This is a genomic window from Nonomuraea sp. NPDC050786 (assembly GCF_040654115.1).
In the GTDB taxonomy this organism is placed as follows: domain Bacteria; phylum Actinomycetota; class Actinomycetes; order Streptosporangiales; family Streptosporangiaceae; genus Nonomuraea.
In genome coordinates this window covers 116,836-137,629 of record NZ_JBFAHJ010000003.1, presented here as the reverse complement: position 1 = coordinate 137,629, position 20,794 = coordinate 116,836, and the positions used below count along the sequence as shown (strand labels likewise).

Annotated in this window: 21 protein-coding genes and 1 pseudogene; 11 read left to right on the top strand and 11 right to left on the bottom strand. The window is 70.2% G+C overall.

Going from position 1 to position 20,794, the window contains the following annotated elements:
* Positions 1-21 precede the first annotated feature (21 nt).
* From AB0H84_RS08255 to AB0H84_RS08245, 3 genes are all read right to left on the bottom strand, one after another.
* Positions 22-1,167, bottom strand: a complete 1,146-nt coding sequence (locus AB0H84_RS08255) for a Gfo/Idh/MocA family oxidoreductase (protein WP_357600057.1) — start codon at positions 1,165-1,167, stop codon at positions 22-24.
* A 392-nt stretch (positions 1,168-1,559) separates the two neighbouring features.
* On the bottom strand, positions 1,560-2,789 hold the full coding sequence (locus tag AB0H84_RS08250) for a ribonuclease D (RefSeq protein ID WP_357600054.1): 1,230 nt from the start codon (positions 2,787-2,789) through the stop codon (positions 1,560-1,562).
* A gap of 58 nt (positions 2,790-2,847) precedes the next feature.
* Positions 2,848-3,432 carry a DUF3000 domain-containing protein gene (locus tag AB0H84_RS08245; protein WP_357600051.1) on the bottom strand — a complete coding sequence of 195 codons (585 nt, stop codon included), beginning with the start codon at positions 3,430-3,432 and terminating at the stop codon, positions 2,848-2,850.
* A gap of 565 nt (positions 3,433-3,997) precedes the next feature.
* On the opposite strand from AB0H84_RS08245, the gene hemE reads away from it, so the two are divergent.
* Positions 3,998-5,050 (top strand): uroporphyrinogen decarboxylase, encoded by a 1,053-nt coding sequence (gene hemE, locus AB0H84_RS08240; protein WP_357600048.1) that lies wholly within the window; start codon positions 3,998-4,000, stop codon positions 5,048-5,050.
* A gap of 26 nt (positions 5,051-5,076) precedes the next feature.
* On the opposite strand, the gene AB0H84_RS08235 is transcribed toward hemE, so the two are convergent.
* Positions 5,077-6,051 carry a DUF4349 domain-containing protein gene (locus AB0H84_RS08235; RefSeq protein WP_357600046.1) on the bottom strand — a complete coding sequence of 325 codons (975 nt, stop codon included), beginning with the start codon at positions 6,049-6,051 and terminating at the stop codon, positions 5,077-5,079.
* 119 nt (positions 6,052-6,170) lie between these two features.
* Here AB0H84_RS08235 and hemG point away from each other — a divergent pair, with 119 nt between their 5' ends.
* The 3 genes from hemG to AB0H84_RS08220 all read left to right on the top strand — a co-directional run bounded on the left by hemG (position 6,171) and on the right by AB0H84_RS08220 (position 9,368).
* Positions 6,171-7,574 (top strand): protoporphyrinogen oxidase, encoded by a 1,404-nt coding sequence (hemG, locus tag AB0H84_RS08230; protein ID WP_357600043.1) that lies wholly within the window; start codon positions 6,171-6,173, stop codon positions 7,572-7,574.
* Between the two features lie 5 nt (positions 7,575-7,579).
* Complete coding sequence (gene hemQ, locus AB0H84_RS08225; protein WP_357600041.1) at positions 7,580-8,281, top strand: hydrogen peroxide-dependent heme synthase; 702 nt, start codon at positions 7,580-7,582, stop codon at positions 8,279-8,281.
* Between the two features lie 274 nt (positions 8,282-8,555).
* The gene (locus tag AB0H84_RS08220) at positions 8,556-9,368 is read left to right on the top strand and encodes a hypothetical protein (protein WP_357600038.1); all 813 of its coding nucleotides are present in this window, start codon (positions 8,556-8,558) and stop codon (positions 9,366-9,368) included.
* A 175-nt stretch (positions 9,369-9,543) separates the two neighbouring features.
* On the opposite strand, the gene msrB is transcribed toward AB0H84_RS08220, so the two are convergent.
* On the bottom strand, positions 9,544-9,945 hold the full coding sequence (gene msrB / locus AB0H84_RS08215; RefSeq protein ID WP_357600035.1) for a peptide-methionine (R)-S-oxide reductase MsrB: 402 nt from the start codon (positions 9,943-9,945) through the stop codon (positions 9,544-9,546).
* A 316-nt stretch (positions 9,946-10,261) separates the two neighbouring features.
* On the opposite strand from msrB, the gene ligD reads away from it, so the two are divergent.
* A complete protein-coding gene (gene ligD, locus AB0H84_RS08210; RefSeq protein ID WP_357600031.1) occupies positions 10,262-11,263 on the top strand; it encodes a non-homologous end-joining DNA ligase in 1,002 nt (333 codons plus the stop codon).
* 14 nt (positions 11,264-11,277) lie between these two features.
* Here the strand turns inward: ligD and AB0H84_RS08205 are convergent, their stop codons facing one another.
* Positions 11,278-12,087 carry an MBL fold metallo-hydrolase gene (locus AB0H84_RS08205; protein WP_357600028.1) on the bottom strand — a complete coding sequence of 270 codons (810 nt, stop codon included), beginning with the start codon at positions 12,085-12,087 and terminating at the stop codon, positions 11,278-11,280.
* A 365-nt stretch (positions 12,088-12,452) separates the two neighbouring features.
* On the opposite strand from AB0H84_RS08205, the gene AB0H84_RS08200 reads away from it, so the two are divergent.
* Positions 12,453-12,902, top strand: a complete 450-nt coding sequence (locus AB0H84_RS08200; RefSeq protein ID WP_357600025.1) for a hypothetical protein — start codon at positions 12,453-12,455, stop codon at positions 12,900-12,902.
* Complete coding sequence (locus tag AB0H84_RS08195; protein WP_357600023.1) at positions 12,892-13,545, top strand: class F sortase; 654 nt, start codon at positions 12,892-12,894, stop codon at positions 13,543-13,545. The genes AB0H84_RS08200 and AB0H84_RS08195 overlap by 11 nt, the downstream gene beginning before the upstream one ends.
* On the opposite strand, the gene AB0H84_RS08190 is transcribed toward AB0H84_RS08195, so the two are convergent.
* Positions 13,546-15,801 (bottom strand): acyl-CoA dehydrogenase, encoded by a 2,256-nt coding sequence (locus AB0H84_RS08190; RefSeq protein WP_357600021.1) that lies wholly within the window; start codon positions 15,799-15,801, stop codon positions 13,546-13,548. It abuts the gene before it with no gap.
* A 300-nt stretch (positions 15,802-16,101) separates the two neighbouring features.
* On the opposite strand from AB0H84_RS08190, the gene AB0H84_RS08185 reads away from it, so the two are divergent.
* The 3 genes from AB0H84_RS08185 to AB0H84_RS08175 all read left to right on the top strand — a co-directional run bounded on the left by AB0H84_RS08185 (position 16,102) and on the right by AB0H84_RS08175 (position 17,787).
* Positions 16,102-16,470: an RNHCP domain-containing protein gene (locus AB0H84_RS08185; protein ID WP_357600018.1), complete on the top strand. Its 369-nt coding sequence runs from the start codon at positions 16,102-16,104 to the stop codon at positions 16,468-16,470.
* Position 16,471: 1 nt separating this feature from the next.
* Complete coding sequence (locus AB0H84_RS08180; protein ID WP_357600015.1) at positions 16,472-16,873, top strand: RNHCP domain-containing protein; 402 nt, start codon at positions 16,472-16,474, stop codon at positions 16,871-16,873.
* An 89-nt stretch (positions 16,874-16,962) separates the two neighbouring features.
* The gene (locus AB0H84_RS08175) at positions 16,963-17,787 is read left to right on the top strand and encodes an SAM-dependent methyltransferase (RefSeq protein ID WP_357600012.1); all 825 of its coding nucleotides are present in this window, start codon (positions 16,963-16,965) and stop codon (positions 17,785-17,787) included.
* Positions 17,788-17,825: 38 nt separating this feature from the next.
* Here AB0H84_RS08175 and AB0H84_RS08170 read toward each other — a convergent pair whose 3' ends face one another.
* Both AB0H84_RS08170 and AB0H84_RS08165 read right to left on the bottom strand, forming a co-directional pair.
* Positions 17,826-18,227, bottom strand: a complete 402-nt coding sequence (locus tag AB0H84_RS08170) for an NUDIX domain-containing protein (protein ID WP_357600009.1) — start codon at positions 18,225-18,227, stop codon at positions 17,826-17,828.
* Positions 18,228-18,616: 389 nt separating this feature from the next.
* Positions 18,617-19,114, bottom strand: coding sequence for a hypothetical protein (locus AB0H84_RS08165; RefSeq protein ID WP_357600006.1), 498 nt, complete (start codon positions 19,112-19,114; stop codon positions 18,617-18,619).
* A gap of 94 nt (positions 19,115-19,208) precedes the next feature.
* On the opposite strand from AB0H84_RS08165, the gene AB0H84_RS08160 reads away from it, so the two are divergent.
* Positions 19,209-19,700 (top strand): helix-turn-helix domain-containing protein, encoded by a 492-nt coding sequence (locus tag AB0H84_RS08160; protein WP_139578314.1) that lies wholly within the window; start codon positions 19,209-19,211, stop codon positions 19,698-19,700.
* A 99-nt stretch (positions 19,701-19,799) separates the two neighbouring features.
* Here the strand turns inward: AB0H84_RS08160 and AB0H84_RS08155 are convergent, their stop codons facing one another.
* Entirely contained in the window at positions 19,800-20,015 is a 216-nt protein-coding gene (locus AB0H84_RS08155) for a DUF397 domain-containing protein (RefSeq protein ID WP_357600004.1), read from the bottom strand.
* A pseudogene (locus AB0H84_RS08150) lies at positions 20,006-20,712 on the bottom strand (Scr1 family TA system antitoxin-like transcriptional regulator). The gene AB0H84_RS08155 and the pseudogene AB0H84_RS08150 overlap by 10 nt, the downstream one beginning before the upstream one ends.
* Positions 20,713-20,794 lie beyond the last annotated feature (82 nt).

The following is a 20,794-nucleotide window of genomic DNA, read 5'->3' as shown; positions in this document are numbered from 1 at the left end:
CCGCCTTCAGGAGGGGAGCAGTCAAAGCTGCGGCACCTCGATCCTGCGGCCCTCGGCGTTCGAGCGCAGCCCCAGCTCGGCGAGCTGCACGCCGCGCGCGCCCGAGGCGAAGTCGTTCGGGAAGGGCGCGTCCTCCACCACGTGCCGGACGAACGCCTCCCACTGCACCTTGAACCCGTTGTCGAACTCGGCGTTGTCAGGCACCTCCTGCCACCCGTCGCGGAAGCGGGCGGTGGCGGGCAGGTCGGGGTTCCAGACGGGCTTGGGCGTGGCGGAGCGGTGCTGCACGCGGCAGTTGCGCAGCCCGGCGACCGCGCTGCCGTGCGTGCCGTCCACCTGGAACTCGACCAGCTCGTCGCGGTTCACGCGAACCGTCCAGGACGAGTTGATCTGCGCGACTATGCCGCCCTCGAGCTCGAAGATCCCGTACGCGGCGTCGTCCGCGGTCGCCTGGTACGTCTTGCCCTGCTCGTCCACCCGCGAGGGGATGTGCGTCACGGCGCGGGCGTAGACGGACTGGACACGGCCGAACAGGTTCTCCATCACGTAGTGCCAGTGCGGGAACATGTCGAGCACGATGCCGCCGCCGTCCTCGGCCCGGTAGTTCCACGACGGGCGCTGCGCCTCCTGCCAGTCGCCCTCGAACACCCAGTAGCCGAACTCACCGCGCACCGACAGGATCCGGCCGAAGAAACCGCCGTCGATCAGCCGCTTCAGCTTGAGCAGGCCGGGCAGGAAGAGCTTGTCCTGCACGACGCCGTTCTTCACACCCCTGGCCGCGGCCGCCTCGGCCAGCGCCATGGCCTCCTGCGTCGACTCGGCCGTGGGCTTCTCGGCGTAGATGTGCTTGCCCGCCTCGATGGCCTTCAGCACGGCCTTGACGCGGGCGCTGGTGACCTGGGCGTCGAAGTAGATCAGGTTGTCGTCGTCGGCCAGGGCGGCGTCCAGGTCGGTGGTGAAATCCGAAAGTCCATGCTTCGCCGCGATATCTGCCAATTTGTCAGCATTTCTTCCGACAAGCACAGGCTTGAGCTTCACCCTGCTGCCGTCCGAGAGCGTGACGCCGCCCTGCTCGTTGATGGCCAGGACGGAACGGACCAGGTGCTGGCGGTAGCCCATCCGTCCGGTGACGCCGTTCATCACGACGCCGATGGTGCGCACGCTCATTGAGGATCCCTTCAGGACACATGGGGGGAAAGCGCTTTCCCGAACGGTACGGCGGCCCCGCCGACCACGTCAAGTAGCCCCGCCCGCCACCCCAGGAAACGGTGCATCCGAGCCACCCATGGCTGGGCCCCTCGGGCAGGCCGCGTCACGGGACGTTGCGCGGCAGCGCCCGGCGCCTACCCCGTGTTCCGCGCAACGTCATGGTCGGCTGGAGGCGCGTGCGGTGGCGCGCTGTGCCCGGCGCTATGCGCGCTGCGCCCGGTGCTGTGCGCGCTGCGCCCGGTGCTGTGCGTGCTGTGCCCGGCGCTATGCGCCCGCTGCCCGGTGCTGCGCGTGCTGTGCCTGGCCCGGCGACACCACGCGTGTGACGCCGGGCCGGGCACCGGCCCGAGTTACTGGTCGCCGCCGCGGTTTTCGAGACGGGCCAGGGCCTTGGTGATCGGGTGGGCCGTCAGGGAGAGCTGCCACTCCCGGGCGCCGAGTTCGCGCAGCCGGGCGGTGACGGTCTCCTCGGTGATCTCCGCGGGCGGCTCCCACGTGAGCCGTCGTACGGCGTCCGGCTGCAGCAGGTTCTCCGTGGGCATGTGGTGCTGCTCGGCCAGCCCCGCCACCACCGCGCGGGCGGCCGCCAGGCGTTTGGCGGCGGCCGGGTCGCGGTCGGCCCAGCGGTTGGGCGGCGGCGGCCCCTCGCCGGGGGTGCTCGGCGCGGGGAGCTGGCTGTCGGGCAGCTGGCGGGCACGGGTCACCGCGGCGAGCCAGTCGCTCATGTGCCGGCGCGCGCTGCGCCCGGTGAATGCCGATATTTCGGTCAATGCCTTCTTGGTGCGAGGCCCCTCCAGCGCGGCCGTCACGATGGCCGCGTCGGGCAGCACCCGTCCGGGCGCCAGGTCGGCCTCCCGGGCGATCCTGTCGCGCATGGTCCACAGCTCCCGCACGATCGCCAGCGCCCGCACGTTGCGTACCTTGTGGATGCCCGAGGTACGGCGCCAGGGATCGGAGCGGGGGACGGGCGGCGGCGTGTTGAGCACGGCGGCGAACTCCTCGCGCGCCCACTCCAGCTTCCCGCTCTCCACCAGCTCCTGATGGAGCGCGTCCCGCAGCTCGACCAGCACCTCCACGTCGAGTGCCGCGTAGCGCAGCCAGTCTTCCGGCAGGGGCCTGGTGGACCAGTCGGCGGCCGAGTGGCCCTTCTCCAGCCGCAGCCCGAGCACGGTCTCGACCATCGTGCCGAGGCCCACCCGTTCGTAGCCGAGCAGCCGCCCTGCCAGCTCGGTGTCGAACATCGCCCGGGGCCTGAACCCCACCTCCAGGAGGCAGGGCAGGTCCTGGGAGGCGGCGTGCAGGACGACCTCGGCGTCGGCCACGGCCGCGTCGAGCTCGGACAGGTCGGGACAGCCGATGGGGTCGATCAACGCGGTGCCCGCCCCGGCCCGGCGCAGCTGCACGAGGTAGGCGCGGTTGCCGTAGCGGTAGCCCGAGGCGCGCTCGGCGTCGACCGCGACGGGACCGGTGCCCGCCGCGAATCGCGAAACGATTTCAGCCAGCCCGGCGGCGTCCGCGATGACCGGCGGAATGCCCTCTCGCGGCTCGAGCAGCGGTTCGACGGTACGTTCTTCTGTCATGAGCTCACCGACCTCATGACGCTGGTGCTGTCTTTACTGGTGCCCTCACTTCGTACGGTCACTCTCCGGATTCATCGCGGCGGCGGGGAAGGGCGGCCACGTCGGGCGGGAGCGGCGGGATCCCCGCCGCCAGGCACATGAGGTCGCACCAGGCGGCGACGTGGCCGGAGAGATCCTCCTGCGCGGGTGACCAGGACGCCCGCAACTCGAGCTCGGTCGTGACCGGGTCTTCGGCTTTGTTGCCGAACCCCTCGGACACGGCTCTTGTCACGGTACCGCCAGCGGCGGAGTAGTCGGCTTGGTGGGCGTCCAGGGCCTCGGTCAGCCAGCTCCAGGCGACCGGTCCGAGCAGCGGATCGGAGGTGATCTCCGGCTCCATGTCGGCCCTGACGTAGGCCACCAGCCGGAACGGGCCCTCCCACCCGCGCTGGCCGTCAGGGTCGTAGAGCAGGATCAGCCGGCCGACGGCGAGCTCGTCGTCGTCGCGGTAGACGGACGCGCCGATGGCGGCCGAGTAGGGGGCCAGCCGCTGCGGCGCGGGGAGGTCTTCGAGCTCGATCTCCGGCCTGACCTCGGCCTGCCGCATGCTCGTCGCGGCGCGCGTGAACACCGCCGGAGGAGGAGGCTGGTCACCGAGTGTCATAGCGGAAGCGTAGGTCGAAGACGGACGGAAGGGGACCACGGGGGTGCTCATCCTTCGTGATCAAGCCGCTGCCGTAACCAGCTGGCGATTCGGTCGGAGGGTTTCGGCGGTGCCGAAGATGATCGCGTGACCGCAGTCGACGCAGGCCCACTCGGGGCACTGGCCGGGCTCATGGCCGTCGAGGCACGGCGGCTGCTCGAACGGCCGCTCGCCTGCACAGGAAGGACAGAGCTCACTGCGGCGCTCTGGGGAACTCCACAACGCGGTCATCGCACGAGTCATCGAACCGGGGCCTTTCTGCGGGTCGTGGCTCCGACGTTGGCACGAGCTGCTGACAATTCCCCGCAACGCGCTCGGCGTGTCCCGAAAGTGGTCCCTGAATCGGTGCCGCGCGGTGGGTTGGTGAACATTTGGCCCACTCGAAACCGGCTCTCTGGCCGGGCATGGGGTGTGTTCGACCCGAGTGCGGCGCCGATGCCGAGCAGACCGGTAAACCTTCATCTGGCTATCTGATCATGCTTTGGGGTGTCCAATCGAGGTTTTTCTGACACGTCACTCCCGTGTCATGACCGGCGCCCCTACATGGCACCCTTGTGGGGTGAACCTCGCCGACTCCGCTTTCCTGCGTGCCTGCCGCCGCCAGCCCGTCCCGCACACCCCCGTCTGGTACATGCGCCAGGCCGGTCGGGCGCTCCCCGAATACCTGCGGCTTCGCGAGGGCGTGCCGATGCTCACGGCCTGCTCGACGCCCGACATGATCGTCGAGTTCACCATGCAGCCGGTCCGCCGGTACGGCGTCGACGCGGCGATCTTCTTCAGCGACATCGTGGTGCCGCTCAAGGCCATCGGCGTCGATCTCGACCTCAAGCCGGGCGTCGGTCCGGTGGTGGCCGACCCGATCCGTGACGCCAGGGGCCTCGAGGCGCTGCGGCCGATCGAGCCGGACGACGTGCCGTACGTCACCGAGGCCATCCAGGCGCTGACCGGCGAGCTGGGCGGCACGCCGCTGATCGGCTTCGCCGGGGCCCCGTTCACGCTCGGCTCGTACCTGATCGAGGGCGGCCCGTCCAAGAACCACGAGCACACCAAGGCCATGATGTACGGCGAGCCGCAGCTGTGGCACGCGCTCATGGACCGGCTCTCCACGATCGTCCTGGAGCACCTGCGCATCCAGATCGCCGCGGGGGCCTCGGCCGTGCAGCTCTTCGACTCCTGGGTGGGGGCGGTGGCGCCGGCCGACTACCGCGAGTTCATCCTGCCCTACACCCGCCGCATCTTCGAGGGCCTGCCGGACGTGCCGCGCATCCACTTCGGCGTCGGCACGGGCGAGCTGCTCGGCGTGCTCGGCGAGGCAGGGGCCGACGTGGTGGGCGTCGACTGGCGGGTGCCGCTCGACGAGGCGGCCCGCCGGGTCGGCCCCGGCAAGGCGCTGCAGGGCAACCTCGACCCGGCCGTGCTGCTGGCGCCGTGGGAGGTCGTCGAGCGCAAGGCGCGCGAGGTGCTGCGCCAGGGGCGGGCGGCCGAGGGGCACGTGTTCAACCTGGGGCACGGCGTGCTGCCCTCGACCGATCCCGACCAGCTCAAGCGCCTCACCGACCTCGTGCACGAGGCCGGCTGACGGTCCCGGTCACGCCGCCGTCCCGGTCACGCCGCCTCCGGGCCCGGGTCGCCGCGCTGCGGCCCCTGCGGAGGTACTGGGCCGCCGTGCCCCGGCCCCTGCGGGGGTACGGGGGTCCGGGGGCGCCTGGAGCGGCCACGCCGTGCCAGGAAGATCACCAGCGCGATCAGGGGCACCGAGACGGCCAGCCACGGCAGCACCGTGCCGAGCACCGTCACCGCCACCTTCGCGAACGACACCAGCGCGCTCCACCCCGCCTTGAGCCCGCCGAAGAACCCCGCGGGCTCGTCGGAGGGATCCTCGACGACGGCCACCGGCCCGACCAGCCGGAGCGTCAGCGTGGCCATGGCGACCTGCGTGGCCAGCTGCTTCTGCTGCGCCTGCAGCGACTCCAGGTCGGCCTCGCGCGCGGAGATCTCCCGCTCGACCTGCAGCACCTGGCTGATGGTGCCGGACTTCTTCAGCAGCGCACGCAGCGACTCCAGCGACTGCTGCGCCGACCTCAGCCGGCTCTCGACGTCGGCCACCTGCATGGTGACGTCCTGGGTGCCCTGGTTCATGGAGAGCTGCTTGCCCAGCTCCTTGCCGAGCCGGCCCAGCACCTCGGTGTACCTGGCCGGCGGGATCTTGAACTCCAGCGTGGCCGTGTCCTCCGTCTCGTTGGCCGAGTTGCTCTCCTCCTTGGACAGGTAGCCGCCCACCGACGTCACCATCTGCTTGGCCTGCTGGGCGGCGGCGGTGACCTGCTTGGCCCGCACCACCAGGTCGCCGGTGTAGATGATCTGGCGGTCCTGCTGCTGGGTCAGCTTGACGTCCGAGACGAGGCCGGCCTTGCTCTGCTGCGGTCTCGGCTGCTTGGCGAGGCTCTGGGCCTGGTCGGCGACCGGCGCGCCGCCCGAAGCCGCCTCGGTGGACATCGTCCTGGCGCCGCCCCCGCAGCCTGTGAGAAGCAGGGCCGAGCAGGCGGCCGTGAGTGCGACTCCGTACCGGATTCTCCTCATGCCCATAAGACGGTCAGCGGAAAGCCCCGGTTTGATAGGAGGAATCACGGTCCGGTCACTGTCTGACAACGCCGCCCCGCGCAGCTGAGCACGGCGGTGAGGCGGTAGCGTCAGGAGGCGTGGAAGGGAATCGGGCGCACGTGGTCGTCGTCGGTGGGGGGATCTCCGGTCTCGCCGCCGCATGGTATCTCCGCCAGGGCGCGGGCGAGCGGGTCAAGGTCACCGTGCTCGAGGGCGGGCCGCGCATCGGCGGCAAGCTGTACGCCTCCGAGGTCGCCGGGGTCAACGTGGACGCGGGCGCGGAGGCCATGCTGGCCAGGCGGCCCGAGGGCAAGGAGCTGGCCAGGGCGGTCGGGCTCGGCGACGACCTGGTCTTCCCCGGTACCACGAGCTCGGCCGTCTACAGCAGGGGCGAGCTGCGCCCGATGCCGAAGGGCCAGGTCATGGGCGTGCCCTCCGACCTGACCGAGCTGGCGAAATCGGGCATCGTCTCGCCCGGTGGCCTGCTGCGCGTGCCGCTCGACCAGATCCTGCCGGCGACCCTCGTACGCACCGACGTGTCCGTGGCCGCCTACGTTCGCGCCAGGATGGGGGACGAGATCGTCGAGCGGCTGGTCGAGCCGCTGCTCGGCGGCGTCTACGCGGGCCGTTCCGACAGGCTCTCGCTGGAGGCCACGATGCCGCGGGTGGCGGCCGTGGCCCGTTCCGAGCGCTCGCTGCTGACCGGGGCCAGGCAGCTCGTCGAGGAGGCGCCGAAGGACGCGGGCCCGGTCTTCACCTCGCTCAGGGGCGGCCTCGGCGGCCTGCCCGAGGCGGTCGCCAAGGCGTCGGGCGCGGACATCAGGACCGGCGTCACCGTACGCGAGCTGCACCGGGACGGCGACGGCTGGCGGCTGGTCACCGGCCCCGTCCCCAAGCCCGAGACCGTCCAGGCGGACGCGGTGATCGTGGCCACGCCGGGGGCCGCGGCAAGCAGGCTGCTCAGGGCGGAGGTGCCCAAGGCGGCGAGCGAGCTGGCCAGGATCGAGTACGCCAGCATGGCCATCGTCACGCTCGCCTACCCGGTCGGCGCCTTCCCCCAGCCGCCCACCTCCAGCGGCTACCTGGTGCCGCCCGTGGAGGGGCGGCCGGTCAAGGCGGTCACGTTCAGCTCGGTCAAGTGGCCGCACCTGGTGAAGGACATGGTGATCGTGCGCTGCTCGATCGGCCGGGTCGGCGAGGAGCACCTGCTCCAGCGGGACGACGTCGAGTTGGTGTCGCTGGCCACGGCCGAGATGGCCGACGTGATGGGCGTGAGCGGCCTGCCGATCGACACCCGGGTCACGCGCTGGGGCGGGTCGCTGCCGCAGTACAACGTGGGCCACCTCGACCGGGTAGCCAGGGTGCACGCCGCCGTGGCCGTGGAGCCGGGGCTGGCCGTCTGCGGCGCCGCCTACGACGGCGTCGGCATTCCCGCCTGCGTCGGCACGGCCCGCACGGCCGCCGCCCGGATTCTGGACCACCTGTCCCAGCGAGGAGAATAGGCGTCATGACAGACGCTGCTCCGCGGCTCAAGGCCCGCGATCTCAACCAGGTGATCCGTTACACGATGTGGTCGGTCTTCCAGGTCACCGAGCCGTGTCCCGCCGAGCGCGACGGCCTGGCGGGCGAGGTCGAGGAGCTGCTGGAGCAGGCCGCCGGCAAGGGCGTCGTGACCAGGGGGGTCTACGACGTGGCCGGGCTGCGGGCCGACGCCGACTACATGTTCTGGTGGCACGCGGCCACGCCCGAGGACCTGCAGGACGTCTATGCCCGGTTCCGCCGCACCGAGCTGGGCCGGCACAGCAGGCCCGTCTGGTCGGCGATGGCGCTGCACCGGCCGGCCGAGTTCAACAAGTCGCACATCCCCGCCTTCCTCGCCGAGGAGGAGCCGCGCGCTTACGTGAGCGTCTATCCGTTCGTGCGCTCCTACGAGTGGTATTTGCTGGACGACTCCGAGCGCCGGGCCATGCTGGCCGAGCACGGCAGGATGGCGCGCGACTATCCCGACGTGCGGGCCAACACGGTGGCGTGCTTCTCGCTCAACGACTACGAGTGGATGCTGGCGTTCGAGGCCGACGAGCTGCACAGGATCGTCGACCTGATGCGCACGCTGCGGGGCGCGCAGGCCCGCCGGCACACGCGGGTCGAGATCCCGTTCTACACGGGCGCGCGCAAGCCGGTGCGTGAGCTGGTGGCGGCCCTGCCTTAGCCGTACGCCACCTCCACCTGGGGACTCAGGGGAAAAGAGCCAGGCCCAAGTTGTCGATCCAACGGACTTGATCTATCCCCTTTGTCACAATCAGGGAAATCCTTCGTGCGTACGGGCGTGCCTGCGGTGGCACGTTCCAGGCGGCGGGGAGGGCGGGGTGATGGGCGGATCGGGCAGGCGGGGGAGCAGGCGGAAGCCCACCGGCCGGCATGCGGCGGGGAGCCCGCCGCAGATACCGGCGCGATCGCCGCATGCGGTGGGAGGATCGCCGCAGGTGGAGGGCCGCTCGCCGCAGGTGGTGGGACGGTCGCCGGAGGTGGAGGGCCGCTCGCCGTATGCGGTGGGACGGTCGCCGCAAGTTGAGGGGCGCTCGCGGCATGCGCGGCGGCGAGGCGGAAGGCTGCGGTGGGCGGTCGGAGCGGTGGCGCTGGCCGGAGGTGTCGCCGTGGTGCTCGGCGCGACGGGGACCTTCAGCGAGCCGCTGACCGCCGCCTCCGCCCAGCAGTCGCGCGTGGCCTCCGGGCCGCAGGGCCAGGCGGAGACGGCGCCGGGGAGGCGTTCCGGCAGGGCCGAGTCAGGCTCGGGGGCGAGCGCGCAGGCCAGAGCGAGCGAGCTGCCGAAGTCCCAGCCGCCCCAGGCCGCCGCGAGCGCGGCCGCCACCGGCGCGGCGGAGCCGGGGCTGGTGCAGGGGAGTGCCGGCCCGGCGGACCTGACGGCGGGCGGGCCCGACCCCGCTGACGTGGACGATTACAAAGCGGACGGGCCGTCGCGGCACACCGACCAGCAGGCGGCGGAGTACTTCCGTACGCACTGGGGGCCGGACGACGCGGCGCTGAAGCGCCTCAAGGACATCCGCACCATCGGCGGATATTTGCGCATTTATACGGATTTGCCGGAGTCGGCGGGCAATTCCTCCCAAGCGCTCACGCTGTGCAAGCGCGGCCTCGAGTACCTGCGCTCCCTCGGCGTGGCCCGCCCGGTCGTCTTCGTCCAGGCCGAGTTCGGCGAGAACGGTAACCCCGTGCTCGCCAACATCCTCGGCCCCTCCGACACCAGCTGCCGGGTCACCCACCCCGAACCCGACTGACTCTGTCGAGACCCCCGTTATCGCACCCGTACCCGCGTCTTCGCGCACACGTCGCACCGTTGCGTCACGACGCGCCCGATAGCCTCAATCGTCACCCAGCGGTGACGAAGATGGACAAAGCGCACAGGAATCTCCTACCCGAGGCAGGGGATCGGTACGCGCTGTCGTTACCCGATCACCCCTTGGGTTCAAGCCTAAGGGAGATCGAGTTGATGCAGTAACGGTCGTCGGTCGGGGTCGGGTATCCCTCGCCGTGGAAGACGTGACCCAGATGGGAGTCGCACCGTGCGCACCGCACCTCGGTGCGCACCATTCCGTGGCTGCGGTCCTCGATCAGCACCACCGCGTCGGAGTCGGCCGGCGCGAAGAAGCTCGGCCACCCGCAGTGCGACTCGAACTTCGTGTCCGACCGGAACAGCTCGGCCCCGCAGGCGCGGCACGAATAGACGCCCTCGGTCTTGGTGTCGACGTACTCGCCGGTGAAGGGGCGCTCGGTCCCGGCCTCCCTGAGGACGTGGAACTCCTCGGGCGCGAGCTGCACCCGCCACTCGGCCTCGCTCTTGACCACCTTTTCCATGAGTCCAGCGTACGAGATCTGGCAAAAAGAGATCTCCGAAGGGTGAAGCATCCGTTCTGGGGTGAATTCGCGTCTTTGTAGGCAAGGGGGTGTCATCGCCTCCTGCCAAGGGGTGAGATCATCCGCAGATCTCGGCGAGCGGCACAGCCCACGCCCGTGCTGGAGCCGCCGGGGGTCGCAACGGCCGGCCGGGTGGCGCGCCAGCGCCCGGAACGGCGGCGGTTGATCTAGCGGTCCGTCCCGTCGAGCCCTCGGTCCCGCCACCGAGGAGGCTCCGGGACGGGCCCACCTCGTCCCCACGTCATAGAGTCATGGCATGCCATCGCCGTACATAGAGCTCGAGGTGGGGGAGCGGACCGTCAAGGTCACCAACCCCGACAAGGTGTACTTTCCTGGGATCGGCGCCACCAAGCGGGAGCTGGTCGAATACTACGTGAGCGTCGGCGAGGGCGCGCTGCGGGCGCTCAAGGACCGGCCCACCAACCTCAAACGCCACCCCGACGGCGTGCAGACGGAGGCGATCTATCAGAAGCGGATGCCGCCCAAGCACCCCGACTGGCTCCAGCCCGTGACGGTGACCTTCCCGAGCGGCCGTACGGCGCAGTCCCTGCGGGTCACGGAGGTGGCGGCCATCGCCTACGCCGCGAACCTCGGCACCATCGACTTCCACCCCTGGCAGGTGCGTGCCTCGGACGTCGAGCACCCCGACGAGCTGCGCGTGGACCTGGACCCGCAGCCGGGCCTGGAGTTCGACGCGGCACGCAAGGCGGCCCTGCTCACGAGGGAGGTTCTGGGCGAGTTCGGGATGACCGGGTTCGTGAAGACGTCCGGCAATCGTGGCGTCCACATCGCCGTGCGCATCGAGCCGCGCTGGGACTTCATCCAGGTGCGCCACGCCGGCATCGCCCTGGCCAGGGCCGTCGAGGAGCGGGATCCGGCGCTGGTGACCACCGCGTGGTGGAAGGAGGAGCGCGGCGAGCGGGTGTTCATCGACTTCAACCAGAACGCCCGGGACCGCACGGTGGCCAGCGCCTACTCCGTCAGGGCCCAGCCGCACGCCCCCGTCTCGACCCCGCTGACCTGGGACGAGCTGGCGGACGCCGACCCGCGCGACTTCGACATCCGTACGGTCCCGGCGCGCTTCGCCGAGGTGGGCGACGTGCACGCGGCCATCGACGATGTGGCCCACTCGATCGAGCCGCTGCTGGAGCTCTACGCCAAGGACGACCGCGGCGACATGCCGTACCCGCCGAACTATCCCAAGATGCCGGGCGAGCCGATGCGCGTGCAGCCGAGCCGGGCGCGGAACGCCGACTAGCTGTACTCGGTCGACTAGCGCACGAGGTGGTGGGGGGCGAGCTCGCGGGTTTCGCCCCTCTTGAGGTAGACCACCCGGTCGGCCAGGCCGTTCTGCTCGATGTGGTGGCGGAAGTCGTCCAGCGGTGAGCTGAAGGCGGCGTAGTCGTCATAATGCACCGGTACGACCGCGTGCGGGTTCATCAGGTCCACCCACGAGGCGCCCTGTTCGCCGTCCATCGTGACGAGCACGAGGCCGAGCAGCCGGGTGCCGCCCAGGTGCACCAGTGCCAGGTCGATGTCGGGGAAGCGGCGCGGGATCGCGTCGAGGCGGCGGTCCAGCAGTGTGTCGCCGCTGACGTGGATGCGCAGCTCCACGCGTTCGTCCGGGCTGAAGAACTCCAGCATCGTGCCGATCACGGGCGGCAGCAGTGCCTCGGCGGGGCCTGGCGCGTGCTTGGCGGGCAGCGCGGTGATCCGCACGGAGCCGTGCGGGCCGCGTAGCTCGTGCGTACGCCACTCCTCCAGCCCCACGGTCCGGCGGAAGCCGCGACGGCGCAGGCGGCGGGCGGCCGCGGTGGTCGTGATGACCGGGGTGTCCCGGTCCAGTCCTTTTCGGGTGACACGGTCCCAGTGGTCACCGTGCAGGTGCGACAGCACCACCGCGTCGATCGGCGGCAGGTCCTCGATCTCCAGGGCCGGATCGGTGAGGCGGCGGGTGGACAGGCCGTACCCCAGGTACGCCCGCTGGCCCTGATGCAGGAAGTTGGGATCGGTCAGCAGCGTGAGGCCGTTGTAGCGGATCAGCGTCGTCGCGTTGCCGATGAACTGCAGGCTCCCTTTCACGTTCGCTCACCCCGGGTACGGAGGGCGCTGGCCCGGAGGCACCCCGCCGCCCTGGCCGCCGCCCTTGCCGCCCTTGTCCATGCCATGCGGGCGGGCGGAGCGTTTGGCTCCCTGCTTCGTCTGGGGCGTGAGGTGGGCGGACTTGAACTCGGTGGGTGATTTGCCTGATCTGCGAATCTCGGGTTGCTGTGGATTGCTCATGGCATTTGTCCCCCTTTATGCCGTTATTTCCTGCCACGTTGGGGTGCGGTTAAACCCTCCGTGTCTGGTCAATTTCACTTCGGTATCGTTACTTGACTCGTTATCTAATAATTCGCAAAGCTCTCTTGTGCATCGGGGGCGACAAACGAGTCTGGAGCCTTCTCATGGCAAGAGCACGTCTCGCGGCGGCGATGACCGCCTTTGTGCCCGCCTTTGTGGCCGCCTTCGTGGTCGGAGGGGTGAGCCTGGCGGCGCCCCCCGCGTACGCCACCACCGGTCCCGATCTGCCGGTCGAGCTGCCCACCTGCCTCCTTCCGCTGCCGCTGCTCTGCGACGAGCAGCACGAGCCCGAGCCGCAGGAGTCCTGGAGCCCGCCTCCCTCGGTCGAGCCGGGTCCGGAGGAGACCTGGCCGGGTCCGGACGAGCCCGAGGAAGAGCCGTGGCGGCCCGCGGGCGAGGACGAGCACCGGGTGCCGAGGGGGCACCCGGAGACCGGTGGCGGCGGCCTCGCGCCGGACGATCCGGTGTGGCCGTTCGCGCTGGGCGGTGCGGCCCTGACGGCGGGCGCGGGGCTGGCCGGGTTCGCGGTACGGCGCCGCAAGGGTGTCGTCTGAGCAGCGGCTGCTCCGGACCGGGGCAGCCGTCGTCTCGCTGGCGGGGTTGCTGCTGATCGGGCTCGGGATCAGCGGCTTCTTCAGCGACGAGCCCGAGCCGGGTCCGGTCGCCGCCACCAACCCCGTGCCGTCCGTCCCGGGCGTGCCGTCCGGCAGGGTGGCCGCGCCGATGAGGGCGGCCAGGCCCACGGCCGTCTACATCCCGTCCATCGGCGTGGCGGCCCCGCTGATGGAGCTGGGCCTGGACGCGCAGGGCGCCATCGAGAACCCGCCCTTCGACCCGCCGAACCAGGCGGGCTGGTACCGCTACGGCCCCGTACCCGGCCAGCGCGGCGCCGCCGTGATCACCGGTCACCTGGACACCAGGAGCGGTCCCGCCGTCTTCGCCAACCTCAAGAACGTCAAGCGCGGCGACCAGGTCCAGGTGATGCGCGCCGACCACTCGGTGGCGGTGTTCGTCGTCGACAAGGTCGAGCACACGCCGAAGCGGAGCTTCCCGGTCAAGAAGGTCTACGCCAAGCTCAGCTATCCGGGGCTGCGGCTGGTGACCTGCGGCGGGACGTTCGACCGGCAGGCGCACAGCTACGTCGACAACACGATCGTGTACGCCCACCTCGCGGCGCCGTACTATCCCAAGAGCTGATCACGGGTCACGGGGGAGACCGAGCGCGCGTTCGGCGATGATGTTGAGCTGCACCTCCGTGGTGCCGCCGCCGATGGTGAACGCCCGGGTGGCGAGGATCGCACGGTTCCAGCGGCGGCTCCTCGGCGCCAGCGACCAGCAGAACTCCGCGATCGCCTGGGCGTGGCGCATGCCGAGCAGCTTGCGCACGCTGGGGGCGGTCGCGGGATCGGCCCCGGACAGCTGCGAGAGCGTGATGCGCAGGCCGAGTGCGGAGATGGCCTGGCCCTCGGCCCAGAGGCGGCCCGCCTGCTCGCGCTGAGACTGGCGGAGCGGCGGCAGCTCCGCGATGAGCTCGGCCATGTCGGTGTGCTGTGAGCCCGGCCCCCAGGAGTCGCCGAGCGCGACGCGTTCGTGGGAGAGCGTGTCACGGGCCACCCGCCACCCCTCGTCCACCGCGCCGACGACCAGGTCGTCCGGTACGAAGACGTCGTCGAGGAAGACCTCGTTGAACACCTCGTCCCCGTTGATCTCCTTGAGCGGCCTGACGGTGACTCCCTCGGACGCCATGTCCACCAGGAAGTAGCTGATGCCGTTATGTTTCGATTTTTCGGGAGAAGTCCGGGCGAGGCAGATGCCCCAATGGGCGTACTGCGCGAGAGATGTCCAGATCTTCTGCCCTGTCAGCGACCAGCCGCCCTCCACCCGCGTGGCCTTCGTCGCCAGCCCGGCCAGGTCGGAGCCCGCGCCGGGCTCGCTGAACAGCTGGCACCACACGATCTCCCCGGCGAACGTCTTCGGCAGGAAGCGCTCCTGCTGCTCGCGGGTGCCGTACCGGACGATGGAGGGAACCGCCCAGGCCGCGATGCCCAGGTTCGGCCGCTTCAGGTCGCGGAACTCCTGGTGAATGATCACCTGCTCCAGCGGCGACGCCGCCCTGCCCCACGGTCTGGGCAGGTACGGCATGATCCACCCTTCCGCCGCGAACCTCCTCAGCCTCGCCACCGGCTCCTCGGCCCGCAGCGATCCGGCCTCCGCCCTGATGGCGTCCCTGACGGCGGCGGCCTCCTCGGGAAGGTCCGGCTCCATCGACCGCCGGGTCCCGGCCAGCGCCAGCCTCGCCGTCTCCTCGGCCCACGGCCCCGGCTCGCCGGCCAGCATCCGGTCGGACAGAGCCCTGCGGTAATAGCGGTGCGCGTCGTGCTCGTAGGTGTACCCGATGGCGCCGAGCACCTGGATCGCGTCCGCCGCACCGCGCACCGCCGCATCGGGCCCCAGCACCGCGGCCACCGCCACCGCCAGCCTGGCCTCGTCGTACGACGTGTCGCCGTCCATGGCCCCGGCGGCGTCGATCGCCCTGGCGCTGTCCATCGCTCTGGCGGCGTCCCACACGGCGGAGCGGGCCTGCTCCAGCGCCACGAAGGCGGCGGCCACCCGGTGCTTGACCCCCTGGAACTGCCCGATCGGCCGCCCGAACTGCTCGCGTACCTTGGCGTGCTCGGCCGCCGTCGCCACGGCCCACGCCGCCACGCCGCACGCGTCGGCACTGAGCAGCACGGCGGCGATCTCCCGCACCGGCACCTCGCCCAGCACCCGGCCGGCGGGGACGTCGCGCGTGGTGATGGAGCAGAGCACCCGGTCGAGATCCACGCTGTCGGCGGGCTCGGCGACGACGTCGGCACGATCGAGCACCGCCCACCGGCCGCCGTCGATGGGCACGAGAAAGAGGTTTGCCTCCGGCGCCCCCAGGGCGAGTGCGCTGCAGGGGCCGCCGCCTATCGTGGTGCTGCTCGACGGGTCGCCGTCGAACGGTTCGCTGCCCGACGGGTCGCCGCTCCCGCCGGGAGCACCGGGCGGATCCGCGAGCAGTACGACGGCGGCGGTCATGGACCCGTCGGCGAGCCCGGCGATCAGCCCTTCCCTGCCGTCGGCGAGACAGCCCGAGCCCTCCGGCCAGGCGAGGCCGCTCGGGCTTCCCTGGGAGGCCGGGCCGCTCGGGCTTCCCTGGGAGGCGGGACCGCTCGGGCGCCCCGGCCAGGCGAGGACGGCCGAGGTGATGACGGTCGGCAGGTACGGCCCCGGGACGCGCCGCTCGCCCAGCGCCTCGAGCGCGACGCACAGCTCCAGCAGCCCGTACCCCTGCCCGCCGCACTCCTCAGGCAGATGCAGCCCCAGAATCCCCTGCCCGGCCAGGGCCGCGTGGTCGGGCGCACGCCCGGCGAGCCCGTGCACGGAGGCGGCCAGCGCCCGGTGTTCCGCGGTCAGCCCGATACCCATACGTCCGAACGTAGAAGATGATTCGGTCAAAAACCATTGGCCGCCCGCGGCGTCGCCCGGTTACGCTCCCTCGTGTCCTGACGGTGGAGCATTCGGGCAGCCATGCCCTGGGAGGGGTGGGTTAATGCCTGGCACCGCGCCTTGCGCGCCTCGCCGTGCCGTGGGCGGATCCTGCCTCTGAGACCTCAGATCTGATCAGGCCGGACCGCCTGCCGTACCAGCATGCCCGCGTACGCCGCGAGGCTCGCTCGGCGCTCTCTTGCTGCCTTCTTTCGAAAATTCCGGCAAGGAGTACCCAGGTTGTCCACCAACAGCAAGCCCCGTTCCGTCATGAACACCGAAACATTCCCGTGCGTGCGCTGCGGCCTGACCGTGACCGCGCTCGCGCCGGACGGCACCCGCCGAAACCACTGCCCGAGTTGTCTGCACTCGAAGCACGTCCTCGACCGCGTGGAAGGCGGCCCGTCGGAGTGCGGAGCGCGGATGATCCCGATCTCGATCGCGGTCCTGCGTACGGGTGACTGGATGGTCATCCATCGCTGCACCCGGTGCGGCGAGCTGACGTCCAACCCCATCTGCGGCGACGACAACCAGCTCATCCTCATGCGCATGGCCGTACGGCCGCTGGCACAGCCGCCGTTCCCGCTCGAGGCGTTCGGTGATCTCTGACATGCCCAGGAGAAAGCCGGGCCGGGAACGGCCCCAACGGCGCAAGAGCATGGGCCACGGGGAGCGTGGGGACACGTTCCGCTGCGTCGGATGCAGGCTGGACGTGCCGATGATCGCGCCGGGCACCGCTCACCGCAACCACTGCCCGCACTGCCTGACGAGCCTGCACGTCGACCATCGGATCCCGGGCGACCGGCGGGCGGGCTGCCGGGGCCGGATGGCGGCGCTGAGCGTCACCGTCCGGCAGGACGGGGAGTGGCTGATCATCCATCACTGCCAGTCCTGCGACGGGCTCAGCGCCAACCGCATCGCGGGTGACGACAACGCGCTGGCCCTGCTCCGCATCGCCGTCCGCCCGCTGTCCGATCCCCGCCTCCGAGCCAACGCCCTGCTCACCCTCTAGCCCACTCCTCGCCGGGGCCCGCCGCGCCGGGTCCCGGCCGATGGAGGTCCTTTAAGATCGCTCACAAACTGTCAGAGCGGGGAGTAGGAATGACCGAGCAAGAGTGGGCACCTACCGGGGTCGACCCGACCGTGCCGAGCGTGGCCCGTATGTACGACTATCTGCTGGGCGGCAAGGACAATTTCGCGGTCGACCGTGAGGCGGCCGCGCGGATCATCCAGCTGTCACCCAACGCGAAGGAGGTCGCGCAGGCCAACCGGGCGTTCTTGGGCCGTGCCGTCCGCGCGGTCGCCGAGAGCGGGGTCCGGCAGTTCCTCGACATCGGCACCGGCCTGCCGACTCAGGAGAACGTCCACCAGGTGGCGCACCGGGTGTCTCCCGGCTCACGCGTGGTCTACGTCGACAACGATCCGATCGTGCTGGTGCATGCCCGCGCCCTCCTGGCCGAGACCGCCGACACCATCGTGGTGGAGGGCGACATGCGCGATCCCAAGGCCATTCTCGGCCACCCGGAGATCACGCGACACCTCGACTTCGAGCAGCCGGTGGCCGTGCTCCTGGTGGCGGTGCTGCATTTCGTCCCGGATGACGAGCAGGCCCATGCCATCGTGGGCGCCATCCGCGACGCCCTGCCCGCCGGCAGCCATCTGATCATCTCTCACGTGACCACGGGCGAGCTCGACAATGACGCGGTGGGCGAGGGCCGGGAGGTCTACAGCAAGACCAGGGCGGGCAACGTGACGCCGCGCACGCGCGAGCAGATCGCCGGCTTCTTCGAGGGCCTGGAGATGCTGGAGCCCGGGTTGGTGTCGACGAGCGACTGGCGCGCTGAGAACACCCTTGATCCCTCGCTCGCCGGCCCCGGCGGAGCCGACCTCCTCTGCGGCATCGGCCGCGTTCCATACCGTGGGTAAATGCCGTATACGGGGGCTCATCCATGGGGACCGTCGGATCAGCGGAGGCGGCCGGTCTGGTGCAGATGGTCGAAGATGAGCTGGTCCACGGGCGAGACCCGGTCGCGGTCGGCGTACGTCAGCCAGACGATCTCTTCGATCTCGTTGCTGGGCGTCGGTGTCCCGTGGTGGTCGGCGGTGTAGCAGGCCATCTGGACCATGACACCCACGGCGTGACCGTGCGCCTGAGCCTGGTAGGTCCCCAGGTGGGCGGCGGTCGAGGGGACGATGGCGACGGACAACTCCTCGTCGATCTCTCGGACGAGAGTGTCGAGGTCGCTCTCGCCGGGATCGCGTTTGCCGCCGGGGAGGTAGTAGACGTCCTTGCCGTACGACCGGGTGCTGAGGATCTTGCCATCCTCGAGATGGATCCATGCGATCTTGTCAATGCCGACGGCCACCGCGTTCTCCTGTCCGTATGAGACCCGTACAGTACACCGCGCGGTGACTACTGCTTCGTCTCCGAGCTGCGGGACGGGCTGATCCACCGGGTGCGCGAGTACATGGATATCGCCAACAGGGCATCGCATGGTGTTCGGCGACTCGTGACGCGGGCGCACGGCCCAGTGACGGCGAAGGGCCGCAGGGCGAGGCTGAGACCCTTTTCGCTCGGCTCCGCACGGGGGCAGACACCTGTCGCGTTCGTACTCGACAACTTCTCTCCGACCTGACCACGAAGAAGGACAGCCGCGTCGGCGACTGGGCCGCGGCGAACAACGTCGAACTCGCCTACCCGCCGACCAACGGCTCCTGGCTCAACCGCATCGATCCCCACTTCGTTCGCCGCTCATCAGGGCAGGCGGGCGTGTTCGGCTCGGGTGGCAGCGATCCGCTCACGCGCGAGCGTACGGGCCCGTTTGGTGTCGTCGCCGGTGAGTCGGGCGAGGATCGTTGCGAGCGGCCTGATCTGGCCCCAGCCGCCCCAGTGACCCTCGGGGATCTCGGTGGGGAATACCCAGACCCGGCTGGCGTCACGCGGCCAGGCGCCGTTCTCCGCGTCGAGGATTGCCTCGGTGACCTCGGCGATGACGCTCGCACGCTTCTGCTCGTCGAGCTGGCCCTCGGGGACGGACGGGACGACCTTGTAGCGAGGTGCGTCCGCGGGTTCTCCGCCGACGTAGATGCCGGCCGGTCGGTGCAGCCAGAGCCAGGAGACGGAACGGCTCACCGGGTCGGCGGGGTCGAATCCCTCGTTGCGGACGAGGATCTCGGTGATGCGGTTCAGCAGGGCCGCCTCGGCGTCCGGCTGGAGCGCGCCGTCGGGAATGTACACGTCGAGCATGGGCATGGTCGATCTCCTTTATGAGTTTAATTCTTCAACTCAGGCCGGAGTCTACGAGGGCTAAGTACAGGTTGTAAACCCAGATGGGTACACTCGTCCCATGGAGACGCGGCGAATCGACCCAGTGAACTGCTCGGTGGCGCGCGCCCTCTCGGTGGTGGGGGAGCGCTGGTCGCTGCTGATCGTTCGTGAAGCGCTGGACGGCGCGCGCCGGTTCGGAGAGTTCCACTCCCGCCTCGGGATCGCCAGAAATCTCCTGGCGACTCGGCTCGAGACCTTGGTGACCGCAGGAGTGATGCGCCGCGTGCCCTATCAGGAGCCTGGGGATCGGCAGCGCTTCGCCTACGAGCTCACCGAGCAGGGCAGGGCGTTGCGGCCCACGCTCGTGGCGCTCCTGGAATGGGGCGACACGTACCTCGCCGACCCGCAGGGCCCGTCGGTCATCGTCCGGCACCGGCCCGTCGATGATGCGAGCTCCTGCGACGAGCCGGTCAAGGTCGTCCTCGAGTGCGCTGCGGGGCACAGCCACCTCGCCCCGGAAGACGTCTGCCGCACGCCCGGGCCGGGCGCGCGCTTCGTGGAAAGCTCCTGAGATCCCAGGATCGTACTGAGCAGCTCATATCGCGAGAAGCATGATCCAAGCAGGGGGGCCGACGCCTGGGCCATGGGGCAAACGTTGGATGCTGCGGCACTAGAAGTCGAACTCGCCCGCCTTGGCCCCGCTCGTGAACGCCGCCCACACCGATCCACTCACCACGAAGGGGTGCATGTCGGGGCGCTCGGTGTCCCTGATTGCCACCCGGCCCCCAGGCAGTTGCGCCACCTCCAGGCAGTTACCGTTGTCACCTGAGAACGAGGACTTCCGCCAGGCGGCATTCTTGAGTTCCTCGTTCAACTTCAATTCCATTCCTGCTCCAACCTTTCCTGGATCTTCCTGATGGAAAGACTCTGCGGAAGCGCCTCGGCGCGGCACGTCTGATACCGAAGGCAGAGCGCTTCGACTTCGGCCGCTCCATCCCAGACCTTTCCGGAAACCGGGCTGTCTACAAAGGCGGCGGCCGGTCCACCGGTCGTGTGCGCGATCAGGAAGCCTCCCAGCAATCCGGCCGTGACACGGGCGCTGAGTGGAAGGATCTGGAGCGTGATCGGACCGTGGGCCACCTCGACGAGGAATGACAGCTGATCGCGAGTGATGCCTGGTCGGGCGTTACTTGTGGCTTGCCGTCCATGATGGCGCGTGCATAGGCCTCCGTCTGCAGGAGCCCGGGGACGATGGTCGGCTCCCACGTCCACAGTTCCCTCGCCCGGTCCTCGATGTCGAGCCACGGGGCGAAGTTCTTGAAGACGGTCTCCCGCCTGCCTGCGGGCAGCAGGTCGGTCAGCCGGCCCGCCTCCAGCCCTAGCGCCTCCTCGACCCGCTTGGCGAAGGCTTCGTTGGGCTGGCGGTCGGCGCGTTCGATGGAACCGATCTGGTTGGTGTGATAACCGGTCTTGCTGCCGAGCTGGCCTTGCGTCAGCCCGGCCGCCTCGCGGACCGTGCGCAACGCGTACCCGAAACGGGCCGCCGCGCTGATTTCCGGATCCAGCTGCTTGGGGGCAGGCATCGATTTCCTCCCGACCGGATGCCACAGCTATCACACATGCGTCCCACCGAATTGTCGTCAATTCTGTGTGACACAAGTACAC